This window comes from Sphingomonas sp. UYP23 (assembly GCF_054059235.1).
The window spans coordinates 3319398-3343081 of record NZ_JBSSBX010000001.1 but is presented as its reverse complement, the minus strand read 5'-3'; the positions used below and the strand labels follow the sequence as shown (position 1 = coordinate 3343081).

Below are 23684 nucleotides of genomic sequence, written 5' to 3'. Positions count from 1 at the left end.
TGCCCGCGAGTCTCTACCGGGCAAGCACCGCCGCGAAGGCCTGAACCACCGCCGCCTCGTCCCCGCCCCACACCGCGCTCGACACTGCGACGAAGTCCGCACCCGCCGCGACGAGCGGCGCGGCATTGGCCGGCGTGATCCCGCCAATCGCGACGCACGGGATTTCGAACACCGTCGTCCACCAGCTCAGCAGAACCGGATCGGCGACATGCTCGGTGACCTTGGTCGTCGTCGGATGGAAGGCACCGAACGCGACATAGTCCGCCCCTGCCTCGCCCGCTTCCATCGCGAGGTGGCGGCTGTCGGCGCACGAAACACCGATCTGCGCCGCGGCACCCAGTTCGGAACGCGCTTCGCGTGGGTCGCCATCGTCCTGCCCGAGATGCACGCCATCGGCCCCGAGCCGCTTGGCGAGCGAGATCCTGTCGTTGACGATGAACGCGACGTCGGCGTCGGCGCAGATCCGCTGCAATGGATCGGCCAGAGCCGCCGCGACATGCTGGTCGACGTCCTTGACGCGAAACTGGAACGCCGCGACCGGGCCGGCGTCGAGCGCTCGACGCAGCCGATCAGGGAAGCCACCGGTCACATCGAGCGGCGAGATCAAATAAAGCTGGCACGGCGGCCGGCGGATATCGCGCGTGAAGCGCGCCGCGAAATTGGGGTCGAGCGGGCCGAGCGGGTCTTCGCCGCGTGCGTCTTCAATATCCATCCCTGCGCGATAGCGCCGCGATCGCGGCATGGAAAGCCACGGGATCATCGAGCTTGTGCGCTACGGCATGGACGCGGCGCCCGCGGCGCTGCTCGATCGGCGGATCGAGATCGACGACAACGCTCGGCCAGCTCGCCAACGCAAGGTTGAGGACACCACGCTGCTTGATCGCCGCGGCATCCCAGCTGGCCCGCAATCCGGCGATATTGGCAACCGGGATCGCAATCGATCGGAGCGCCCCCGCGCGCATCGTCAGCACGCCGTCGGCCAGCGTCACGGGCAAGCGCCGGAATGACCGGATCAGGCCGATCAGAGCAATCACCAGTGACGCATCGAGCACGCCGACGACCAACGCCGCCCACCCGCCGAACCACGCGACGACGACAAGATGCACCACCAGCATCTCGACGATCGCGATGCCGAGCAGGACGCCTATCATCGGAGCCAGGCTACGATGATAGGCGAATTCCACGGCTTATTCTTCGTTCTTGTAGATCGCGATGATCTTGGCGAGCATCTCGAGCGCTTCGTCGCGCGGGCGCTGGAAGGTGTTGCGCCCGATGATCGAGCCGTTGCCGCCCCCGTCGCGAATGTCGCGCGCGTCCTGATAGACCGCGTCGGCCCCCTTGGCCGCACCGCCCGAGAAGACGACCACGCGGCGCCCGGCGAAGCTCGACTGGACGACATGCTTGACGCGATCCGCCTGGTTCGACCAGTCGGTGCCCTCGTACATCGGCTTGGCCTCTTTCTGCTCGATATGATCGCTCGGCAGCTTGACCTTGATGATGTGCGCGCCGAGCAACGCCGCCATGTGCGCGGCATAAGCGCCGACGTCGAGCGCCAGCTCGCCCGACTTGGGCAGCACGCCGCCGCGCGGATACGACCAGATCACGGTGGCGATCCCGACCGACTTGGCCTCCGCCGACATTTCGCGGATCTGGCCGATCATCTCGAACAGATCGTCCGAACCCGGATAGATGGTGAAGCCGATCGCTGCGCAGCCGAGCCGCACAGCGTCCTCGACCGAACCGGTCACGGCCTGGTTGGCGCCCTGCGCCCAGCTGTTCGAGCTGTTGACCTTGAGGATCGTCGGGACCTGGCCGGCAAAGGTCTGTGCGCCTGCCTCGATCATGCCGAGCGGTGCGGCAAAGGCCGAAAGGCCCGCATCGACTGCGAGCTGCCAATGATAATGCGGGTCATAGGCGGGCGGGTTGACCGCAAAGCTGCGTGCCGGGCCGTGTTCGAAGCCCTGGTCGACCGGAAGAATCACCAACTTGCCCGTGCCGCCGAGCTTGCCGTGCATCAAAATGCGCGCAAGATTCGCTTTGGTCGCAGGGCTATCCGACTCATATTTGTCGAGAATGGCTTGAACTATTGGGGTCATCGACAGCTCTCCAGTTGTGACTCTTTATGCGGCTGATAGTCAGCCTTGCATTGCACTGCAACGCAGCAATCTCGGGTCGGGCGATTGTGCCCTGCGCACTTGCCTTTTGCCGGCCCGCGCGCTTTCGCTGTGCGATGAGCGATCCTGATACGCACGACCTGTCCCCTATCGTCACCGCCCTGATGGCGGTCGCCTGTGGCGCGATGGTCGCCAATCTCTATTATGCGCAGACGCCGATCGAGTTGATCGGCCCCGACATCGGCCTGTCGCCGGCGGCGGCGGGCGGGATCGTCACGCTGATCCAGCTCGGCTATGGGCTCGGCCTCGCCTTCATCGTGCCCTTGTCCGACCTGATCGAGAACAAGCGCCTCATCATCATCACTACCGCGGGCGCGGCGCTCGGCTGCATCGGCATCGCGATGGCGGAGGGTCCGCGCACGTTCCTCGTCGCGGCATCGATCATGGGGATCTGTTCTGTCGGCGCACAGATCCTTGTGCCGCTCGCCGCAAAACTGAGCAGCCAGGCGCGGCAAGGCCGTACGATCGGGCTCGTGATGAGCGGACTGCTCACCGGGATCATGCTCGCGCGGCCGATTGCGAGCTTCGTCGCCGGAGCGCTCGGATGGCGCGCGCTGTTCTTCTGCTCGGCTGGCGTCACTGCCCTGGTTGGGCTCGCCTTGCTGCTGATGTTGCCAGTGCGGCGGCCCGAAAGCACGCTGCGCTATGCAGCGTTGCTCGCATCGTCGTTCGATCTGTTGCGACGCTATCCCGCGCTGCGCCTGCGCGCGGCGTATCAGGCGTTGTTGTTTATCGCGTTCAACCTGTTCTGGACCGTGGCGCCGCTTGTCCTGACGCAGCGTTTCGGGCTTGGCGCGAACGGCGTGGCGTTGTTCGCGCTGGCCGGCGCCGGCGGCGCGCTTGCAGCGCCGATCGCCGGCCATTTCGCCGACAAGGGCCGCGCGCGTGCCACCACGCTGTTCGCGCTGTCGCTGCTCACCGTGTCGTTCGTCGTCGCCGATCTGGTCGTCGCGGCAAGCGCGCTGATCGCCTTCGCGGTGACCGCGTTGCTGATCGATGCAGCGGTGCAGCTCAACCAGATCTCGGGGCAACGCATCATCTTCGCGCTCGACAGTAGCGCGGGCGGACGAATCAACGCCGCGTACATGACGATCGTCTTCGTCTTCGGCGCGAGCGGATCGCTGATCGGCAGCGCGAGCTTCGCGGCGGGTGGGTGGTCGCTGTCGAGCCTGATCGGCGCGGTGATCGGCGGCGTGGCGATGCTGCTGTACGGGCTGTTCGATCGGCCATCCACTGGAGGCAAGGCGGCGCAGTCGAGCGATTGATCGCCACCAGGGTTGGCAGGAGCGTGTCGAACGGCTGTTCTGCTTCACGGTATCCGCAAAGCAGAACAGGGACGGTGCGCGCTCCACTAAACCGGTGAAGCGGTAAGCGCTTGAGCAGGAGGCGTTAGCGCGAAAGCGCAGCAACCCCCGGCAAGTCCTTGCCTTCCATCCATTCGAGGAACGCGCCACCCGCGGTCGAGACGAAGGTGAAGTCGTCCGCCACGCCCGCCTGGTTAAGCGCCGCCACGGTATCCCCGCCGCCTGCGACCGAGACGAGCGATCCGCTCTTGGTCAGCGCCGCCGCGGTCTGGGCGAGCGCGACCGTCGCCGTATCGAACGGCGGTGTCTCGAACGCGCCGAGCGGGCCGTTCCACACCAGAGTGCGGCAATTCTTGAGCACGTCGGCGAGCGCCTCAGTCGCGGCCGGCCCGACGTCGAGGATCATCTCGTCGGCGGCGACTTCATGGACGTTGACGGTGCGAACCGGAGGATTCGCGCGGAATTCTTTCGCCACCACCACGTCATAGGGCAGATGGATCGTGCAATTCGCCTGCTCGGCGGCTGCGAAGATCTCTTCGGCAGTGCCGGTAAGCTCATGCTCGCACAGGCTTTTCCCGACATCGACACCGCGCGCCGCGAGGAAGGTGTTGGCCATCCCGCCACCGATGATGAGATGATCGACGCGCGCGACGAGATGCTTGAGCACGTCGAGCTTGGTCGACACCTTGGCGCCGCCGACCACGGCTGCGACGGGATGCTCGGGATTGCCGAGCGCCTTGTCGAGCGCGTCGAGCTCGGTCTCCATCGCGCGACCAGCGAAGGCCGGGAGCAGATGCGCGAGCCCTTCGGTCGAGGCGTGCGCGCGGTGTGCGGCCGAGAACGCATCGTTGACATAGATGTCGCCGAGCGCGGCGAGTTCCGCGGCGAAGGCCGGGTCGTTCTTTTCCTCGCCGGCATTGAAACGCGTATTCTCAAGGATCGCAACGTCGCCCGGCTGGAGGTTCGCCATTGCTTCGCTGGCACCGTCATAGTCGACGAACTGGACCGGACGGCCGAGCACCGTCTCATACGGCTTGGTCAACAGCGCCAGCGACATGTCCGGATTGCGCATCCCCTTCGGCCGCCCGAAATGTGCGAGGATCAGGACGATCGCGCCCTTGTCGGACAGTTCGGTCACCGTCGGCAAGGTGGCGCGGAAACGCGTGTCATCGCTGACTTTTCCGTCGGCCATCGGCACGTTGAGGTCTTCACGGACCAGCACGCGCTTGCCGTGCACGTCGCCCATGTCGTCGAGGGTCTTGAAGGCTCTTGTCATGGTTCCACCCTGATAGAATCGCCGACGCGGATGATCCCGCCGACAAGGACACGCGAACAGGCGCCGCCGCGCCAATCGGGCAGCAGTGCCGCCTTAAGGCCCGGCGCGAGCGCTTCCATCCGCTCGCACGGATCGGTCTCGCGCGTGATGGTGAGGACGACATCGTCCCCGATACGCAATTTGGTGCCGGCGATCTGTGGCAGATCAAGGCCTTCGACCAATAGGTTCGAGCGCCGCTCGAACCATGGCAGGCTGTGTCCGACCTCGGCCATCGCCGCATCCCAGTCGGCGCGTTCGATCAAAGTGACCTGCCGCCGCCCCTTGCCGCCGGGCTTGATCGTCCCCCGGAAATCGCCGTGCAGACCGCCGTCGAGCGTGACCTCGACATGATCGACGGTCTCCATCGGCCCCTTGGGTCGGCCGTGGCGGGCAATACCCGCCAAAACTCCCGTCGACCCGGCGGAGGCCGGGGCCGCTGCGATATCGGGCGTGGAGCCCTCCAGCAGAACGACCCCGGCCTGCGCCGAGGCGACGGCGTCTTGCATCAGAGGAACTTCCCCATCGCCCCGGCGGTATCGACCATCCGGTTCGAGAAGCCCCATTCGTTATCGTACCAGCTGACGACGCGGACGAGCTTGCCGTCCATCACCGCGGTCTCGAGGCTGTCGATCGTCGACGAGGCCGGCGTATGAACGATGTCGATCGAGACGAGCGGCTCGTCCGAATAGACCAGTACGCCCTTGAGCGGACCGCTCTCCGACGCTGCCTTGAGCACCGCGTTGACCTCCTCGCGCGTGGTGTCGCGCGATGGCACGAACGACAGATCGACCAGGCTGCCGTCGGGAACGGGAACGCGGATCGCCGAACCGTCGAGCTTGCCCTTCAGTTCGGGCAGCACTTCGGCGACGGCGCGGGCGGCACCAGTCGTGGTCGGGATGATGTTCATCGCCGCGGCACGCGCACGACGCAGATCCGGGTGGATCTGATCGAGAATCTTCTGGTCGTTGGTATAGGCATGGACCGTGGTCATCAGGCCGCGTTCGATGCCGATCGCGTCGTTCAACACCTTGGCGACGGGCGCGAGGCAGTTGGTCGTGCACGAGGCGTTCGACACGATCGTGTGCTCGGCGGTCAGCTTGTCGTGGTTGACGCCGAACACGACGGTCAGGTCGACGCCCTTGCCCGGCGCCGAGATCAGCACCTTCTTGGCGCCGGCATCGAGATGCTTCTGGCAGCTCTCGCGATCGGTGAAGAAGCCGGTGCATTCGAGCACGATGTCGACGCCGAGTTCCTTGTGCGGAAGATTGGCGGGATCGCGCTCGGCGGTGACGCGGATGCGCTTGCCATCGACGACGAGATCGTTGCCTTCGGCCGAGACGTCTCCGGGATATTTGCCGTGGACCGAATCGCGGCTGAACAGCCAGGCGTTCGACTTGGCGTCGGCGAGATCGTTGATCGCCACCAGTTCGAGACCCGTGTCGCCGCGCTCGAGCACAGCACGCGCAACAAGGCGGCCAATGCGCCCAAAACCGTTGATCGCTACCTTGATCGTCATCGTCCTGGCTCCTTCAAGCACTTGCGGTCGATCGGCGGCGCGCCGCCGACTCTTCTTCGATGCGCGCGTCTTTGCGGGCGCGCGGCGAGCGCGTCAACCGCCCCGAACGCGCGGCGAGTCGGGCGGCGCGCGCACGAACCCGCCTTGTTCGGGCGGTCCGCCATGCTATCTCACTCGGAATGGCAGACACCTCCACCTCCTCGACCCTCGACCGCATCGACCGCGCGCTGGAGCGCATCGAAGCCGCCGCCGCCGCCCGCACCGCCAGCAACACCGCCCTCCAGAAGCGCCACGAAAAGCTCCGCACCCGCATGGCCGAAGCCGTCTCCGCGCTCGATGCGGTGATCGCGCGCGAGAGCGAAGCCTGATGGCCGACGTCACGCTCGAGATCGGCGATCGTCGCCACGTCCTCGCTTCCCCCGACGGTCAGGAGGACCAGTTGCGCCGCCTCGCCGCGATGCTCGACGCGCAATGGCCGATGGCGGTGCGCGCCTCGGGCGGGCTCAGCGGCGAACGCACGATGATGTTCGTCGCGCTCATGCTCGCCGACTCGCTGGAGGAGGCCAATCGCCGCCCGGCCGAGATCAAGGACGAGGTACTGCTCACCACGATCGCCGAGCGGCTCGAATCGCTCGCCAACTCCCTTGAGCAATAGCCGCACAGCGCCTATATCCTCTGGTGGCGGGCACTGCCCGGTACGAGCCTTTATTATCCCTGAGGCTATTCATCATCCAAGGGGGTTGTCCCTGCTAGGGTCTTGGCCCGAAGCACATGATCCCCACCTGACGTACCGCGCGTCAGAGGATAACCCGGCACACGGCCATGGCGGTCCCGCCACCGCTTCCCAAACCTTGCGACGCCTGCGTCGCCCCGGCCCGGGCCGGGGGCGGCCGGCTGAGCACGTGCGGCCTGCCCAGCGCGCCCACTATAGCGGCCCCGGCCTTCGCCGGGGCGACGGCTCGTGATCGACAAGACGGCCCTGCGCGCGCGTATCCGTGCCGAGCGCGACGCCTTCTTCGCGGGCCGCCCGCCCGCTATCACGCCACCTGACGACTTTCTCGCGCTGCTCACGCCAGGCCTGACCGTCACCTCCTACGTACCGATCGCCAGCGAAGCCGACCCCTCCCCGCTTGCGCGCGCAGCGGTCGAGGCCGGATGCAGCATTGCGCTGCCGCATGTCACGACACGCCGCGAACCGATGCGCTTCCTGGCCTGGGATACCGAAGCTGCGCTGCAGGCGGGGCCCTACGGCCTCCACCAGCCCGCCAGCGAGGCAGATGCGCTCGCACCCGACATCATCCTGACACCGCTGCTCGCCTTCGACGCCAAGCTCGACCGACTCGGCCAGGGCGCAGGCTATTACGATCGCGCCTTCGCGCAATTCCCGCACGCGCGCCGGATCGGTGTTGCGTGGAGCGTTCAACAGGTCGACACCCTGCCGACCGATCCGTGGGACATGCCGCTCCACGCGATCATCACCGAAACCGGATGGATCGAACGCTCATGACCCCAAGCTGGCGCAAACCGGTGGGGATGCTCGCCATCCTCGCTTTGATCGGCCTGTGGTGCGTGGCAGCCGCGAGCCTGTCGGGCGTGGTCGGCCAGTGGCATCCGCTGCTGCAGGCGCTGTTCTACCTCATCGCGGGAATCGCCTGGATCTGGGTTTTGCCGCTCCGGCGCATGTTGGCGTGGATGGAAACCGGCACGTGGTAGGCCGCGGATGATTCGCGGGGCCGGGTCCGAGTGTCCCAGACCATCCTGCTAAACACGACAGACTGAGCAGCTGCACCACGACAGCTGGCCGGAGATTTGCGCTCTAATGTCTGGGATCTAAGTCCGCGATACGCCATCCCAAATCAGGGAATGGCGCGAGTGACGGGACTCGAACCCGCGACCTCCGGCGTGACAGGCCGGCGCTCTAACCAACTGAGCTACACCCGCTTATTCAGCGTGAGGCGCGTCTCTATGGGGGTGACTCCAGACTGTCAACCGCCCGTTTCGCGTTCTTCCGAAGAATTTGCAAAATTACCGCGGCGGCGCTGGGTCAAGGTCCCGTGTTCAAACAGGAAACCGGCGATATCGGGTTTTCCCGCCGCCCCGAGCACGGTTTGCAGGATGATCAGCAGAGGTACGGCGAGCAGCGTCCCCGCCGTCCCCCACACCCACGACCAGAACGAAATCGACACGAGAATCATGATCGGGTTGATCGTCAGGCGGTGCCCGACGATCAGCGGGGTGATCGCATTGGCCTCGACCAGATGGCAGCCGATCATCACGAACGCCGGCACCAATGCCACCCAGATATCGTGGAACGTCATCAGCCCGCCGAGCGCCAGCAGCAGCGCTGCGGTGATCGGCCCGAAATAGGGCACGTAATTGAGCAAGGCGACGATCCCGCCCCACATCAGCGGGAACGGCATCCCCATCAGATACAGCAGCGCCGAAATCGCCAGCCCGAGCGCGAGGTTGATGATGGTGATCGTACCGAGATAGGCCGAGGTGTCGTCGACCACATTCTGGATCACGCGCGCGGTCGCCATTGCGCCGCCGAAGCTCGAGCGGCTGGTGATCGTGCGGCGGCGCAGCCGCGTCCAGCCCGACAGGAAGAAGAAGACGACCAGGATCCCGAAAAACACCTGGACGATCACCGACGGCGCAAAGCTCGCGGCGAGTTCGAGGATCGAGCTCGGCGGCGTCACCGCTGCGGTCGGCGGCGCCTTGACGGGGCCGGTCGCGGCGAGGTGCTGCACCGTGCGGTTGAGATATTTCTGGAAGCTTGCGTAGAGGTCGATCAGCGGTGCGATGTTCATCTGGATCCGGTCGATACGCTCGGGCAGCCGCCGGAAGAATTCAGTCGCGGGCACGATGATCGCCGCCAGCGCGACGTTCGCCGCCACCAGGAACAGCAGCACGCAGGTCAGCGCAGCCAGCGCCGAGGGGACGCGCCGCCGCTCGAGCCATTCGAGGATCGGCACCAAGGCGATCGCGATCACCAACGCCGCCGTCGTCGGCAGGAAGAACTCCGCCCCCGCCTTGAGCGCGAACGGCAGGGCCACCGTCAGCCCCACCCCGGCAATCAGCGTCAGCGCCGCCAGCAGGCGATCGCGCCGCATCGCGATCCGCCATTCATCCTCGGGCTCCTCGGCGGGAACCGGGGGCAGTTCGAACGCCCCATTCATGCTGTTGTCGCGATCTGCCATGCAGGCGACCGTAGCGGCATTCCCACGCCACGCAAACGGCGCTAGCCATACACCCATGTCCGATCTTCTCCTCGTCATCGACGAAGGCACGACCTCGACTCGTGCAATGCTGTTCCAGCCCGACGGCCAATGCCGCGCGACCAGAGCGGTCGAGCTCACGCAACATTATCCCGCACCAGGCCGAGTCGAGCATGACGCGCGCGAAATCTGGGAGAAGACGCTCGCCGTGACGCGCGCCGTGATCGACGAAGCGGGCGGCGCCGAGAAGATCGCCGCGATCGGCATCACCAACCAGCGCGAAACCATGGTGTTCTGGGACCGCGACACCGGCGAGCCGCTGAGCCCTGCGATCGTCTGGCAGGACCGCCGCACTGCCGCGATCTGCCGCGACCTCAAGGAGGTCGGTAACGAAGCGATGGTCCAGGCCAAAACCGGTCTGCTGCTCGATCCGTATTTTTCGGGAAGCAAGATCGGCTGGGCGATGGCGAACTGGCCCGAGATCAAGGCGGCGGGCAAGCGACTCGCGGTCGGCACGGTCGAGAGCTGGCTGATCTGGAAACTGACGGGCGGTCTGCACATCACGGACGCCACGAACGCCAGCCGCACCGCGCTCATGGCGATCGGCAGCGGCAATTGGGACGACGGGCTGATCGAGCTGTTCGGCGCGCCGCGCGGCGCCTTGCCCGAGATCGTCGATTGCGCCGGGCGGTTCGGCGAAACCCGGCTGTTCAGCGCGGCAATCCCGATCTGCGGTATCGCGGGCGACCAGCAGGCGGCGACGATCGGCCAATCGTGCCTCAAGATCGGCGAGACCAAGGCGACCTTCGGCACCGGTGCGTTCGTGCTGAGCCAGGCGGGCCCCACCCCACCGACCTCGCGCAACCGCCTGCTCTCGACGATCGCGTGGCAGCTCGACGGGCGCCGTGCCTACGCGCTCGAAGGCTCGGTGTTCGTCGCGGGCAGCCTGATCAAATGGCTGCGCGACGAGGTCGGGCTGATCGGCAGCGCGGCCGAGACCGAAGCGCTCGCGCACAGCGTGCCCGATAATGGCGGCGTCTATTGCGTCCCCGCGCTGTCGGGTCTCGGCGCGCCGTGGTGGGAGCCCGATGCGCGCGCCACGATTTCGGGGCTCAGTTTCTCTACCGGCAAGGCGCATATCGTTCGCGCGGCCTTGGAGGCGATGGCGCACCAGGCGCACGACCTCAAGACCGCCTTCGCCGCCGATGGCGTCGACTGGAAGAGCGTGCGGATCGACGGCGGGATGGTTGCCAACAATTGGATGGCGCAGGACATGGCCGATATCCTCGGCGTCTGCGTCGAACGGCCGAAATTCGCCGAGACCACCGCGCTCGGCGCGGCGATGCTGGCCGGGATCGGCTGTGGGCTGTTTGCCGATCTTGCCGCGGCGAGCGTGATGCGCGGCGCGGTCGAGAGTTTCGAGCCGGCGATCGCCGACCAGGATCGCGCCGCGCGGCTCGATGGCTGGCGCGCGGCAGTCCAGCGGGTGATCGCCGTGCCGTGAGCCCGTCCGGCGTAGATGTCGTGCATCGCGCGCGATGTCTGTCGCTTCGCAACCACTTGGCGGTATTGCCCACGCCTACGAATCGACCGTCGAACGCAACCGCGGCGGAAATGCCAGGGACCGATCATGACCGCTACTGACGTGCCACGCCGAACGCACAGCGCACGATTTTCCGTCTTCATCGGCAAGGATGGGCTGCGCGCCGGGTGGAGCCTGCTGCTCGACTTGATCTTCGTCGCGGTCTTGGCCGCCGTGATGGTCGGGGTCACGATGGGCTTCCATCCCCCGACGCCAAAGGCCGGAACCCCGCAAGCCCCGCTGCCGACGATCGGCGGAGAGGCGGCAAGCTTCTTCGTCGTCGCGCTCGCTGCGTTCCTCGTCGCGGGTATCGAGCGGCGCCCGTTCGCGCACTATGGCCTGCGCTCGGCGGCGCTCCTGCCCGATCTGCTCAAGGGCATGGCGTGGGGGCTGGCGATGCTGTCGCTGCTCGTCGGCATGCTCGCGCTGTCGGGCGTGCTGGTGTTCGACGGCGTTGCGCTGGGTCTCGGCGAGGCGCTTCGCTATGGCGCCTTGTGGCTCGTCGCCTTCTGCCTGGTCGGGCTGTTCGAGGAATTTCTCACACGCGGGTTTCTGCAATTCACGCTCGCGCGCGGGATCGCCGGAATCGTCTCGGCAATATCGCCGACCAACGCCTATGCGCGGACGATCGGCTTCTGGGTCGCGGCGGCGGTCCTTTCGGTCGGCCTCTTCGCGGTCGGGCACATCTTCAACACGGGTGAGACCGCGATGGGGCTGGTCAGCGTCGCGCTCGCGGGCCTGACCTTCGCCTATGTGCTGTACCGCACCGGCTCGCTGTGGTGGGCGATCGGCTTTCACGCGACATGGGATTGGGCGCAGTCCTTCCTCTATGGCGTGCCCGATTCGGGCGGCATGATGCAGGGGCATCTGCTGCTGACGCACCCGGTCGGCGCGACATGGCTATCCGGCGGCGCCACTGGTCCCGAGGGCAGCGTATTCGTCATCCCCGTCTTGCTGCTGACGATCGTCATCATCCATCGCACGCTGCCGCGCCGCGCGACCGCGTTCGACGCCTGAGCCTCAGGCCGGCCGCGGGCGGAAAGGCGCCGCAGCAGCTGCGCCAGCGTCCAACCCGCCGCCAGGATCAGGAACGGCATCGCCGGGTAATGATAGCGCGTCTGGCCGGTGAAGCCGAACGCCGTCAGCGTCGCGAATGCCGGCATGCACCCGAGCAGCAGCAGCGGCGCAGGGTCGAACCGCCCGCGCAATCGATCGCGCAGCGCCACGCCGAGCGTGAACAGGCCCAAGCCGACGATCGCCATGTAATACAACTGGTCGACACCCTGCACCACGCGCCACGCGGTCGGGCGATCGGGATAGGTCTTTTCGAGCGACCAGAAGGCGTCCGAGTCCTTCAGCCACAGCATCGCCATCTTGCGGACGCCGAGCACGCTCCATTGCGCAGGATGCGCGGCGATCCAGGCGATCGCGCGCGCCTTGAAGCGACGGTCGAGCTCGACCTGCTGCGCGACGCGCTGGGTGTAAGGGATGCCGACCATCTCGTCCCAATACGGCGTGCGCTCCCACGCGAACCAGTCACCCGTCGCACGGTCGTTGGCGCCATAGAACAGCGCGACGCCGCCATTGGTCGAGACCGGCACGAACGTCCCCATCCGTTCGACGTTGCGCAGCGTCCATGGCAACACCACCGCCGCCAGCGTCACTTGCACCAATACCACCGCACGCAGCGCATCGCGCCACCGGAAGTCGCGGAAACTCAGCAGCAACGCGACGATCACCCCGAGCGGGAACACCAGCATCTGCGAGCGCATCAGCGTCGACAGTCCGAACAGCGCCCCCGCGGCGATCAGCGCGAGGCTGTTTTTGCGCCCGGCGATCAGCACCACGACCGCAACCATGCTCAGCGCGGTCGATGCCGTCTCCGAACACGGCTGGCCGACATAGGCGATGTGCGCCGGGTACAGCGCGTAGAGCAGCACCGCGATCCGCGTCGCGAGCGCGCCGGCGCCGAGCACCCGTCCGAGCCAGACGATCGCACCGAGGATCACCGCGGCCGACACGAGGTTGAGCAGCAACGGCCCGAACAGCCCCGGCCCGAACAGTATCATGCTGCCCGCCAGCAAAGCGGGATAGCCGACCGGCCAGAAGGCGGTCGGATATCCGGCCTCCTGATAGCCCATCCCGCGGGCCATTTCGGCGGCGCGCACCATATACCATTCGCCATCGGACACCGCGATCTGCGGGAGCACGAAAAGCACGGCGACCCGCAGCAGGAGCGCGAGCGCGAACAGCGAGGGCACGACCAATGGCGCGGTCTCGAAAGCCGCGACGCGTGCGCTCCATGATCGAGTCGCTGCCATGCCCTGCCCTTCCACGTTCCCGCAGCAGAGCAAAGCGGCAAAGCACGTCGCGGCGCCAGCGCGTTAACACCGAATTTACCCAAAAGCCCGGGCGGATCGATTGGCGACGCGTTACCGAATCTGGTTAAGGTCTTGCTGTGGGACCGCTCAGGCGACTGCGCTCATCCGATCCTCGAACAACGCTTTCAGATCCTTTTTGAGGATCTTGCCGTTTGCGTTGCGCGGCAGCGTGTCCGCGACGAAACGGATCGCCACCGGCGTCTTGAAGATCGCGAGCCGCGCGCGCACCCATGCCTGCAACTCGGCCTCACTCGCGCTCGTGCCAGGCCGCAGATGCACCACTGCCGCCGGCTCCTCGCCGAGCGTGCGGTGCGGGATGCCGATCAGCGCGCAATCGGTTACCGCGGGATGCGCGTAGAGGACGTTCTCGACCTCAGACGAATAGATATTCTCGCCGCCGCGGATGATCATGTCCTTGGCGCGGTCGACGATATAGAGGAACCCCTCGGCATCGAGCCGCGCGAGATCGCCCGTGCGCACCCAGCCATCAACGAAGGTCGCCGCGGTCGCCTCGGGCTTGTTCCAATAGCCTTTCACGATCATCGGCCCGCGCGCCCACAATTCCCCGACTTCGCCGATCGGCAGCTCGGTCTCGCCCTCCTCGTCCATGATCTTGAGATCGGCGACGGGTGCGGGCGGCCCGGCGCTGGTCGGGCGCGCGAGATAATCCTCGCCGCCATGCCCGGTGACGGTCGCCATCGTCTCGGTCATCCCCCAGCCGTTCGACGGCAGTGCGCCGAATTCGGTGTAGATCCGCCGCACCAGCTCGGGCGCCGAGGGCGCGCCGCCATAGGCGATCGCCTCGAGCGAGGAGAGATCGTAGGTCGCGCGGTCGGGATGTTCGAGGATCTGCCACGCGATCGTCGGCACGCCGCCGGTGACCTGCACCTTCTCGCGTTCGATGATCTCCATCGCGCGAACCGTATCCCATTTGCGCATGAAGACGAGCGTGTTGCCGAGCGCGACCGACATCATCATCGTCGCGCTGCAGGCGGTGACGTGGAACATCGGGATCACGGTCAGGAAGGTCTTCGGCGCCGGCGCAGGCGGTGCCTCGCCACGCCGCAGGAACGCGCGCGCGCCGCCGAAGGCCGAAGTCAGGATGTTGGTCGTGAGGTTGCGATGCGTGCCGAGCGCACCCTTGGGATGGCCCGTCGTGCCGCTGGTGTAAAAGATCGTCGCATCATCGTCGGTGTCGAGCTCGACCGCAGGGAGATCGCGTTCGGGAAGGCGTGCGTAGGCGTTCGGCGTGCCGATCAGATCCTCGAGCCGAACCGCGTCGGCGCCCAGCGCGATCGAGGCGCGCGCGACGATGGTGGTTTCGACCGCCGGGAAAGCCGCGCCCTCCGCCACCAGCCGCTGATAGCGCTCGTCATCGACGAACAGCAGACGGCAGCCCGAATCGGTGATGCCATAAGCGAGCTCACCCGCGGTCCACCACGCATTGAGCGGCACGACGATCGCGCCGATGCTCGCCGCGGCAAAGAAGATCACCGGCCATTCGGGCAGGTTGCGCATAGCAAGGCCGACGCGGTCGCCCTTGCCGATCCCCATCTCGGCGAGTGCATGGGCAAGCGTCGCGACCGCGCGGAAATTGGCGTCGTAGCTGACGCGTTCGTCCTCATAGACGGTGAAGATCCGCTCGCCGTGCGCACGCGATGCCGCAATCAGCCAGGCGAGCGACGGCGGCGCATGCTTCCACACGCGAGTCGGGATGCCGCGGATCGGGATCGTCTCGATCTCGAACTTTCCGCCCGGCGTCACCAATGCCGCATCGACCTGATCGAGCGTCATCTTGGGCCAGGCCGGATCGAGCGCGACGAGCGGTTCGATATCCACGATAGTCTCTCCCGAAAGCCCGCCGGGCACGCCCGAGTTGAAACTCGGGTTTGCCGGGGAACAGCATTTGCGCAAGGTTAGTGTTGATTCGCGCGCCACTCAAGGCAATAGGGTGTTCTCGCTTTCGAACAGGGGGTATGGAAACGCCGATGGCCGCAGACTTGCCCTCCCGCACACGCTTCGACTCAGGCCGCCTCGCGCGGATCGATGCATTTCTCAGGGATCGCTATCTCGATTCGGGCAAATTGCCCAACGCGCAGCTGCTGATCGCGCAGGATGGCGAGATCGTCCATTTTTCGTCGCAAGGCGCGGCGCGCGAAGGCGGCGAGGCGATCGACGAGGGCTCGCTGTTCCGCATCGCCTCGATGACCAAGCCGATCACCTCGATCGCGTCCATGATGCTGGTCGAGGAGGGCAAGGTTGCGCTCGACACCCCGGTCCATCACGTGCTGCCCGAATTCAAGGATATCGGCGTCTATAACGGCGGCGGCGCGGGCGTGCTGTTCCAGACGAAGCCGACGAGCGAGCCGATGCGGATGGTCGATCTGCTGCGCCACACCTCGGGGCTGACCTACGGCTTCCAGAACCGCTCGAATATCGATGCCGCATACCGCGAGGGACGGATCGAAAACTGGCATGGCGGACTCGATCTCGACGGCTTCGTCGCGGCGCTTGGCCGGCTGCCGCTTGAATTCTCGCCCGGCACGGCGTGGAATTACTCGGTCGCAACCGACGTGCTCGGCGCGGTCGTTGCGCGCGTCTCGGGGCTTTCGCTGCCCGAATTCTTCGCGACCCGCATCTTCGCGCCGCTCGGGATGCGCGACACCTTCTTCGTCGTGCCCGCCGACAAGATCGACCGGCTGACCGATTGCTACACGCTCGCCCCCGGCAAGGGCCGCGTGCTCTACGATCGTGGCGAGGCGAGCGCGTGGAGCAAGCCGCCAAGGCTCGTCTCGGGCGGCGGCGGGCTGGTCTCGACCGCGCTCGATTATCATCGCTTCTGCACCATGCTGCTGAACGGCGGCGAGCTGGAAGGTGCGCGAATCGTCGGGCGCAAGACGATCGAGCTGATGACGATGAACCACCTTCCCGGCGGCGCTGATCTCTCGACGCTGTCGAAATCGCTGTTCAGCGAGGCGGCGAATGCCGGCACCGGCTTCGGGCTCGGGTTTGCGGTCAATATCGACGTCGCGCGCTCGATGATCCCGGGGTCGGTCGGCGAATATTATTGGGGCGGCATGTTCTCGACCGCCTTCTTCGTCGATCCGGTCGAGCGGCTGCACATGGTGTTCATGACGCAGGTGTCGCCGTCGAACATCTATCCGATCCGGCGTGAGTTGAAGACGTTGATCTACAGTGCGTTGATCTGACCCCCATCGTCACCCCGGCGCAGGCCGGGGCCGCTGGGTCGGGCGCGCGTCGCTGACGTCGCGGACCACCTCCAGCGGCCCCACCTTCGCCGGGGCGTCGCTCTCAACAGGAGACCATCATGACTTCCCCGATCACCACCGAACTCCACGACGACGTCCTCGTCATCATCTCGAACAACCCGCCGGTCAACGCGCTCGGCGCGGCGGTGCGGCAGGGGCTCGAGGCAGGGATCAAGGAAGGGCTCGCCAATCCGCAGGTCAAGGCGATGGTGATCCGCTGCGATGGCCGTACCTTCTTTGCAGGCGCCGACATCACAGAGTTCGGCAAGCCGATGCAGGAGCCCGGCCTCCCCACCGTGGTCGACATGATCGAAGCGTCGGACAAGCCCGTCGTCGCCGCGATCCACGGCACCGCGCTTGGCGGCGGGTGCGAGGTGACGCTCGGCTGCCATTATCGCATCGCCGTACCAAGCGCGAAGATCGGCACGCCCGAGGTCAAGCTCGGCCTGCTCCCCGGTGCCGGCGGGACGCAGCGCATCCCGCGCATTGCCGGGGTCAAGCTCGCGCTCGAAATGACCGCCAAGGGTGATCCGATCCCGGCCAAGCTCGCTCTGTCAGCCGGCTTGATCGACAGACTCGCAGGCGAGGACAGTCTCGAAGCCGACGCCATCGCCTTCGCGCGCGAAGTTGCCGACACCAAGCGCCTGCCCCGCGCCCGCGAGAAGGTCGCGCAGGCCGACCCCGAAGCCGTCGCCGCGTTCAAGAAGGAAAACGCCAAGCGCTTCCGCGGCTTCGACGCCCCCGCCGCCAACATCGCCTGTGTCGAGAAAGCCGCCGACGGATCGAGCTTCGACGAGGGCATCGCCTTCGAGCGCCAGGAATTCATGAAGCTGATGATGGGCGTGCAATCCGCCGCGCAGCGCCACATCTTCTTCGCCGAGCGCCAGGCCGCCAAGATCGACGGCATCGACCCCAAGATCGCGCTCCGCGAGATCAAGCGCGTCGGCGTGATCGGCGCGGGCACGATGGGCGGCGGCATCTCGATGAACTTCCTGTCGGCGGGCATCCCGGTGACGATCGTCGAGATGGCGCAGGAAGCGCTCGACCGTGGCGCGGGCACGATCCGCAAGAATTACGAGGCCTCCGCCGCCAAGGGCCGCCTCAAGCCCGAACAGGTCGAGGCCGCGATGGGCGCGCTCAACCCCACGCTCGATTTCGAGGCGCTCGCCGAGTGCGACCTCATCATCGAGGCGGTGTACGAGAACATGGACGTGAAGAAGGAGATCTTCACGCGGCTCGACGCGCTCGCCAAGCCCGGCGCCATCCTCGCCTCGAACACCTCGTATCTCGATATCGACGAGATCGCGTCGGTGACGAAGCGGCCCGGCGACGTCGTTGGCATGCACTTCTTCTCGCCCGCCAACGTGATGAAGCTGCTCGAGGTCGTCCGCGGCGCGCAGACCGAGGACGATGTCCTCGCGACCGTGATGGCGCTGTCGAAGACGATCAAGAAGGTCGCGGTGGTCGCCGGCGTATGCGACGGCTTCATCGGCAACCGGATGCTGAAACCCCGTCAGGTCGAGGCGATGAAGCTGCTGATGGAAGGCGCCACGCCCGAGCAGATCGACCGCGTCCATGTCGCGTTCGGCATGCCGATGGGGCCGTTCCAGATGAGCGATCTCGCTGGCGTCGACATCGGCTGGCACCGCGATCCCAATCGGATCGAGAACATCCGCGACGCGCTCGCGGCCGAAGGGCGCTGGGGGCAGAAGACCGCCAAGGGCTTCTACGATTACGACGAGAAGCGGAACCCGACCCCCTCGCCGCGCGTGGCCGAGATCATCGAGGATTTCCGCTCGAAATCGAACCTGCAGAAGCGCGCGATCAGCGATGAGGAGATCGTCGAGAAAACGCTCTACACGATGGTCAACGAAGGCGCGCTGATCCTCGAGGAGAAGATGGCGCAGCGCGCGAGCGATATCGATGTGGTGTGGATCTACGGCTATGGCTGGCCGGTGTATCGCGGTGGGCCGATGTTCTGGGCCGACACCGAGGGCCTCAAGAAGATCGTCGCGGGGCTCGAGAAGCACGGGTTTGCCGTCGCCGAGTTGCTCACGTCGAAGGCAGAGAGCGGCGGGCGGTTCAATGGATGAGCCGACAGCCGTCGCCCCGGCGAAGGCCGGGGCCCCGGGGCGTGCGGCACCCGATCCGCACCACAACCGGCCGCCCCCGGCCCAAGCCGGGGTAACGGTGATGCGCACCGCCCTCCAAACCGCCGCCGCGATCCGCACGCGCGAAACCACCGCGCTCGCCGAATGCGACGCCGCGATCGCGCGGATCGAGGCGGGCGACGGCGAGATCAACGCCGTCGTCGTCCGCGATTTCGATCGGGCGCGCGAGGCCGCGCGCGCAATCGACGCCGATCCCAAGGGCGACGCCCGCCCGCTGCTCGGCGTACCCATGACGGTCAAGGAAAGCTTCGACGTGGCCGGGCTGGTGACGAGCTGGGGTTTCCCCGAACATGCCGACCATGTCGCCAGCGAAGACGCCCTCGCCGTCCAGCGCCTCAAAGCCGCCGGCGCCGTTATCCTGGGCAAGACCAATGTGCCGGTCGGGCTCGCCGATCTGCAATCCAATAACCCCGTCTACGGCCGCACCCGCAACCCGCACAATCATGACCGCGTCAGCGGCGGCTCGTCGGGCGGATCGGCGGCCGCGCTCGCGGCGGGTTTCGTCCCGCTCGAGTTCGGGTCGGATATCGGCGGCTCGATCCGTGTGCCGGCTGCCTTCTGCGGTGTCTGGGGTCACAAGCCGACCTTTGGCATGCTCGACACCGATGGCCATTATTTCCCGCGCACGCAGGGCGCCGCGCTCAATCTCAGCGTGATCGGCCCGCTCGCGCGCGATCCTGACGATCTCGCGCTCGCGCTGGATCTAACCGCGGACCTGCCACTACCCAAGGCACCGATCCGCGACACCGCTGAGTGGCGCATCCTGCTCCTGCCGCAACACCCGCTCGCCCCTGCTTCGCGCGCCGTCAGCGGCGCGGTCGAAGCGATCGGCGCGGCCTTCGCCGCCGCTGGCGCGAGCGTGGCGCGCGACAGCGACCTCCTGCCCGACCTCGCAGAGCAACATGCCGATTACATGCGCATCCTCGCCGTCGCGATGGCGCGCGGCCAGCCGCCGCGGAGCGGCCCGCCCTCGACGCCGATGCCGGTGCTGCTCGATCGGCAGGCAGCGTGTCGGCGCGCGTGGCGCCGCCTGTTTCGTGCATTCGACGCCGTGATCGCCCCCGCCTGGGGCACCACCGCCTTCGCGCATGACGACACCCCAATCGAGACGCGCCAGGCGTGGATCGATGGCGTCCCGACGCCGTTCGGCGCGCAGATCGCCTATCCCGGCCTCGCCACCTTCCCGCTCCTGCCCGCCACCAGCGTCCCCGTCGGCATCGACCCCGACGGCCTGCCGATCGGCGTGCAAGTGATTGCCGACCGTTACGCCGACCATACCGCCATCGCCGTCGCGCGCCGCGCGCACGACCTCATCCGGAGCCGATAGATGACCCAGGATCTCGACACCTTCCGCAGCGAAACCCGCGCCTGGCTCGACGCCAATTGCCCGCCCGAAATGCGCGAGCCCGTGCGCTCGGAAAAGGACGCCTGCTGGGGCGGCCGCAATCCGGATTTCCAGCCCGGCCAGAAGGAATGGATGGACGCGATGGCGTCGCGCGGCTGGACCGTGCCCGACTGGCCCAAGGCCTATGGTGGCGGCGGCCTCACCCCTGCCGAAACCAAGATTCTGCGCGAAGAGATGGCCGCAATAAAGGCGCGCAATCCGCTCAATTCGTTCGGCATTTCAATGCTCGGGCCAGCGCTGCTGAAATATGGCACCGAGGAGCAGAAGCTCGAGTATCTCACCAAGATCGCGCGCGGCGAAATCCGCTGGTGCCAGGGCTATTCCGAGCCCAATGCCGGCTCGGATCTTGCGAGCCTCGCCACCTCGGCCGAGGATGCCGGCGATCATTACATCGTCAACGGCCAGAAGGTCTGGACCTCCTATGCCGACAAGGCCGACTGGATCTTCTGCCTCGTCCGCACCGACAAGAGCAGCAAGCAGGGCGGCATCAGCTTCGTGCTGTTCGATATGGCGAGCGAAGGCGTCTCGACCAAGCCGATCCTGCTGATTTCAGGCTATTCGCCCTTCTGCGAGACCTTCATGGACAATGTGAAGGTCCCCAAGTCGCAGCGCATCCATGAGGAGAATAAGGGCTGGGACGTCGCAAAGTATCTGCTCGGCCATGAGCGCGAGATGATCTCGGGCATGGGCCTCGCCTCGACGGGCGGCAATCCGTTGCTCGACGGCGCGATCGCGACGATCGGGCTCGATGCCGAGGGCCGGCTCGCCGATCCGCTGCTGCGTGGCGCCATCGCGATGTTCGAGGTTCGCGCGAAGGCGTTCGGGTCGATGTCCGAGCGTTTCATCGATGAGTTGAAGGCCGGCCGCGCGCACCCTGCCCAGCCCTCGATGATGAAATATTACGGCACCGAACTCAACAAGAGCCGCCACGAACTGATGATGGCCGCGGGCGGATCGGATGCGCTCGAATGGGAGAGCGAGGGCTCGCGCGGCGGCGCCGAGGCGCGCGCCTGGCTGCGTACCAAGGCCAATTCGATCGAAGGCGGGACGAGCGAGGTCCAGCTCAACATCATCGCCAAACGCATCTTGGAACTGCCGGCGTAACACCAAGCGTCACCCCGGCGGAAGCCGGGGTCTCCCCGCAACGAAGCGTGCCCTTGGCGGCACGAGACCCCAGCTTCCGCTGGCGTGACGGAGTAAGAAATGCCCCTGTTTTTGAACGAAGACCAAACCGCCCTGCAGGACACGATCCGCGATTTCGTCGCCGAGCAGGCCCCCGTCAGCCACATGCGCGGGCTTCGCGACAGCAAGGACGCGACCGGCTTCAGCCGCGACCTGTGGAAGAGCTTCGCCGAGATGGGCTTTACCGGCCTCCTGATCGGCGAGGATGAAGGCGGGCTCGGGCTCGGTCACGTCGAGGCGGGCGTCGTGCTCGAGGAGATCGGTCGCAACCTGTCCCCCTCGCCTTTCCTCACCACCGCGGTCGCTGCGGTCGAGGCGCTCAAGGGGACGGCGCATGCCGCGCGCTGGTTTCCCGGCATCATCGCCGGCGACACCGTCGCCGCGCTCGCGATCGATGAGGCCGCCAAGCACCGCGACAGCGTAGGCCTCACCGCCGAGCGTTCGGGCAACGGCTTCAAGCTAACCGGCAAGAAGCAGTTCGTCACGCACGGCCATGTCGCCGATCTGCTGATCGTCGCCGCGCGCACCGCGGGCAGCGCCGACGATGCCGAGGGCGTGACGCTTTTCGCGATCCCCAAGGGTGCCGCCAACCTTACCGCCACCCCCGAGCGCCTCGCCGATGCGAGCCTCGCCGCACGGCTCGAGTTCGACGGCGTCGAGGTCGATGCCGATGCCGTGATCGGCGACGTCGATGGCGGCCGGTCGCCCCTCGACCGCCTGCTGCGCGCCGGGCGGACCGGCGCCTCGGCCGAACTGCTCGGCGTCGGCGGCGGCGCGATGGACATGACGGTCGGCTATCTCAAGCAGCGCAAGCAGTTCGGCACGCTGATCGGCAGCTTCCAGGCGCTCCAGCACCGCGCGGCGCACCTCTATTCCGAGATGGAAGTCGCGCGCGCGGCGGTGATGAAGGCGCAGCAACTGCTCGATCTCGACAGCCCCCACGCCGACACCGCGGTGTCCGTGGCGAAGGCGATGACCGCGCTGGCGACGACGCTGTCGGTGCAGGAAGGCGTGCAGATGCACGGCGGCATTGGCATGACCGACGAGTATGACATCGGCTTCTACATGAAGCGCGCGCGCGTTCTGGCCGAGATGTTCGGCGATGCGAACTTCCACGCCGACAAGGTGGCGAAAGCTGCGGGGTACTAACCGCTCTCCCTCTCCCGCTTGCGGGAGAGGGTGGCCGAGCGAAGCGAGGTCGAGAGAGGGCCGTTACGCGAACGGCGTTTTGCGATACAGCCCCTCTCCCCGACCCTCTCCCCGAACGGGAGCGGGAGAAGAAGGACATGATGACCGACCCCACCCCCGCCCAGCTTGCGCAGCAACTCGTCGACCTGCTCGACATCGAGGAGATCGACACCGATCTCTACCGCGGCCCCCGCGGCACCGATGGGTTCGGCCGCGTGTTCGGCGGGCAAGTCATCGCCCAGGCGCTTCAGGCCGCACAACGCTCGACCGATGCGCCCAAGCAAGCGCATTCGCTCCACGCCTATTTCATGCGGGCCGGCGATGAGAGCCATCCGATCCTCTACCGAGTCGTGCGCGATTTCGACGGGAAGAGCTTCGCCACCCGCCGCGTCATCGCGACGCAGCGCGGCGTGCCGATCCTCAACCTCGCCTGCTCGCTCCAGGTGCCCGAGGGCGGCCTCGCGCATCAGGATGCGATGCCCGACGTGCCCCCGCCCGAGGACCTGACCAGCGATCGCGACCTCCGCCTCGCGATGATCGACCGCATCCCCGAAAAATTTCGTACGATGTTCCTGCGCCCGCGCATGGTCGACATCCGCCCCGTATCCCCGCGCAGCTGGCTTGATCCGGTCGAGCAGGAGCCCCGCCAGAACAGCTGGTTCCGCGTCGTGGCGCCGGTCGGTGACGATCCCGCGCTGCACCGTGCGATCCTGGCCTATGCCTCCGACATGTCGCTGCTCGGCACCGCGACGCTCGCGCACGGCGTCAACTGGATGACGCACAAGCTGCAGACCGCCAGTCTCGACCACGCGCTGTGGCTGCACGAGGATTTCCGTGCCGACGACTGGTTGCTCTATGTCTGCGACAGCCCGTGGGCAGGCCATGCGCGCGGTTTCAACCGCGGCAAGATCTTCGCGCGCGACGGGCGACTGGTCGCAAGCGTCGCGCAGGAAGGGCTCATCCGCCTGCGCGAGTGACC

General features: G+C 66.7%; 21 protein-coding genes and 1 tRNA gene. 13 read left to right on the top strand and 9 right to left on the bottom strand.

Annotated elements, in window-relative coordinates; genetic code table 11:
- Positions 1-13: 13 nt before the first annotated feature.
- Genes thiE through ACVWYO_RS16445 form a run of 3 tightly spaced genes read right to left on the bottom strand, consistent with a single transcriptional unit; the run spans position 14 to position 2096 of the window.
- Positions 14-712: a thiamine phosphate synthase gene (gene thiE, locus ACVWYO_RS16455; RefSeq protein WP_457352597.1), complete on the bottom strand. Its 699-nt coding sequence runs from the start codon at positions 710-712 to the stop codon at positions 14-16.
- Entirely contained in the window at positions 702-1151 is a 450-nt protein-coding gene (locus ACVWYO_RS16450; RefSeq protein WP_457352595.1) for a hypothetical protein, read from the bottom strand. The genes thiE and ACVWYO_RS16450 overlap by 11 nt, the downstream gene beginning before the upstream one ends.
- A gap of 36 nt (positions 1152-1187) precedes the next feature.
- Positions 1188-2096: a class I fructose-bisphosphate aldolase gene (locus ACVWYO_RS16445; RefSeq protein ID WP_457352593.1), complete on the bottom strand. Its 909-nt coding sequence runs from the start codon at positions 2094-2096 to the stop codon at positions 1188-1190.
- 134 nt (positions 2097-2230) lie between these two features.
- Between ACVWYO_RS16445 and ACVWYO_RS16440 the strand changes: the two genes are divergently transcribed.
- Positions 2231-3439, top strand: coding sequence for an MFS transporter (locus ACVWYO_RS16440; protein ID WP_457352591.1), 1209 nt, complete (start codon positions 2231-2233; stop codon positions 3437-3439).
- A 124-nt stretch (positions 3440-3563) separates the two neighbouring features.
- On the opposite strand, the gene ACVWYO_RS16435 is transcribed toward ACVWYO_RS16440, so the two are convergent.
- The 3 genes from ACVWYO_RS16435 to gap form a co-directional block, all read right to left on the bottom strand.
- Positions 3564-4754 (bottom strand): phosphoglycerate kinase, encoded by a 1191-nt coding sequence (locus ACVWYO_RS16435; protein WP_457352589.1) that lies wholly within the window; start codon positions 4752-4754, stop codon positions 3564-3566.
- On the bottom strand, positions 4751-5158 hold the full coding sequence (locus ACVWYO_RS16430) for an MOSC domain-containing protein (RefSeq protein ID WP_457355022.1): 408 nt from the start codon (positions 5156-5158) through the stop codon (positions 4751-4753). Before ACVWYO_RS16430 ends, ACVWYO_RS16435 begins: the two co-directional genes overlap by 4 nt.
- A 140-nt stretch (positions 5159-5298) precedes the next feature.
- Complete coding sequence (gap, locus tag ACVWYO_RS16425) at positions 5299-6309, bottom strand: type I glyceraldehyde-3-phosphate dehydrogenase (protein WP_457352587.1); 1011 nt, start codon at positions 6307-6309, stop codon at positions 5299-5301.
- Between the two features lie 179 nt (positions 6310-6488).
- Here gap and ACVWYO_RS16420 point away from each other — a divergent pair, with 179 nt between their 5' ends.
- The 4 genes from ACVWYO_RS16420 to ACVWYO_RS16405 all read left to right on the top strand — a co-directional run bounded on the left by ACVWYO_RS16420 (position 6489) and on the right by ACVWYO_RS16405 (position 8022).
- Entirely contained in the window at positions 6489-6677 is a 189-nt protein-coding gene (locus tag ACVWYO_RS16420; protein WP_140849795.1) for a hypothetical protein, read from the top strand.
- Positions 6677-6964: a cell division protein ZapA gene (locus tag ACVWYO_RS16415; RefSeq protein WP_457352585.1), complete on the top strand. Its 288-nt coding sequence runs from the start codon at positions 6677-6679 to the stop codon at positions 6962-6964. The genes ACVWYO_RS16420 and ACVWYO_RS16415 overlap by 1 nt, the downstream gene beginning before the upstream one ends.
- Before the next feature lie 306 nt (positions 6965-7270).
- Positions 7271-7816 (top strand): 5-formyltetrahydrofolate cyclo-ligase, encoded by a 546-nt coding sequence (locus ACVWYO_RS16410; protein ID WP_457352584.1) that lies wholly within the window; start codon positions 7271-7273, stop codon positions 7814-7816.
- Positions 7813-8022: a DUF2842 domain-containing protein gene (locus tag ACVWYO_RS16405; RefSeq protein WP_457352582.1), complete on the top strand. Its 210-nt coding sequence runs from the start codon at positions 7813-7815 to the stop codon at positions 8020-8022. The genes ACVWYO_RS16410 and ACVWYO_RS16405 overlap by 4 nt, the downstream gene beginning before the upstream one ends.
- Positions 8023-8173: 151 nt before the next feature.
- Here ACVWYO_RS16405 and ACVWYO_RS16400 read toward each other — a convergent pair.
- Both ACVWYO_RS16400 and ACVWYO_RS16395 read right to left on the bottom strand, forming a co-directional pair.
- Positions 8174-8250: transfer RNA gene (locus tag ACVWYO_RS16400), tRNA-Asp, on the bottom strand.
- 44 nt (positions 8251-8294) lie between these two features.
- Positions 8295-9509, bottom strand: coding sequence for an AI-2E family transporter (locus ACVWYO_RS16395; RefSeq protein WP_457352580.1), 1215 nt, complete (start codon positions 9507-9509; stop codon positions 8295-8297).
- 55 nt (positions 9510-9564) lie between these two features.
- Between ACVWYO_RS16395 and ACVWYO_RS16390 the strand changes: the two genes are divergently transcribed.
- Together ACVWYO_RS16390 and ACVWYO_RS16385 are read left to right on the top strand one after the other, a co-directional pair.
- A complete protein-coding gene (locus tag ACVWYO_RS16390) occupies positions 9565-11031 on the top strand; it encodes an FGGY family carbohydrate kinase (RefSeq protein ID WP_457352578.1) in 1467 nt (488 codons plus the stop codon).
- Between the two features lie 126 nt (positions 11032-11157).
- Positions 11158-12126 (top strand): CPBP family intramembrane glutamic endopeptidase, encoded by a 969-nt coding sequence (locus tag ACVWYO_RS16385; protein ID WP_457352576.1) that lies wholly within the window; start codon positions 11158-11160, stop codon positions 12124-12126.
- Between the two features lie 1451 nt (positions 12127-13577).
- Here the strand turns inward: ACVWYO_RS16385 and ACVWYO_RS16380 are convergent.
- Positions 13578-15284 (bottom strand): class I adenylate-forming enzyme family protein, encoded by a 1707-nt coding sequence (locus tag ACVWYO_RS16380; protein ID WP_457355020.1) that lies wholly within the window; start codon positions 15282-15284, stop codon positions 13578-13580.
- Between the two features lie 194 nt (positions 15285-15478).
- Here ACVWYO_RS16380 and ACVWYO_RS16375 point away from each other — a divergent pair, with 194 nt between their 5' ends.
- From ACVWYO_RS16375 to ACVWYO_RS16350, 6 genes are all read left to right on the top strand, one after another.
- Entirely contained in the window at positions 15479-16699 is a 1221-nt protein-coding gene (locus tag ACVWYO_RS16375; RefSeq protein WP_457352574.1) for a serine hydrolase domain-containing protein, read from the top strand.
- Positions 16700-16818: 119 nt separating this feature from the next.
- Positions 16819-18852, top strand: a complete 2034-nt coding sequence (locus tag ACVWYO_RS16370) for a 3-hydroxyacyl-CoA dehydrogenase NAD-binding domain-containing protein (protein ID WP_457352572.1) — start codon at positions 16819-16821, stop codon at positions 18850-18852.
- Positions 18845-20257: an amidase family protein gene (locus ACVWYO_RS16365; RefSeq protein ID WP_457352570.1), complete on the top strand. Its 1413-nt coding sequence runs from the start codon at positions 18845-18847 to the stop codon at positions 20255-20257. The genes ACVWYO_RS16370 and ACVWYO_RS16365 overlap by 8 nt, the downstream gene beginning before the upstream one ends.
- Positions 20258-21439: an acyl-CoA dehydrogenase family protein gene (locus tag ACVWYO_RS16360; RefSeq protein ID WP_457352569.1), complete on the top strand. Its 1182-nt coding sequence runs from the start codon at positions 20258-20260 to the stop codon at positions 21437-21439.
- Between the two features lie 99 nt (positions 21440-21538).
- Positions 21539-22666 carry an acyl-CoA dehydrogenase family protein gene (locus ACVWYO_RS16355; protein ID WP_457352567.1) on the top strand — a complete coding sequence of 376 codons (1128 nt, stop codon included), beginning with the start codon at positions 21539-21541 and terminating at the stop codon, positions 22664-22666.
- Between the two features lie 140 nt (positions 22667-22806).
- Complete coding sequence (locus ACVWYO_RS16350) at positions 22807-23682, top strand: acyl-CoA thioesterase (protein WP_457352565.1); 876 nt, start codon at positions 22807-22809, stop codon at positions 23680-23682.
- Positions 23683-23684 lie beyond the last annotated feature (2 nt).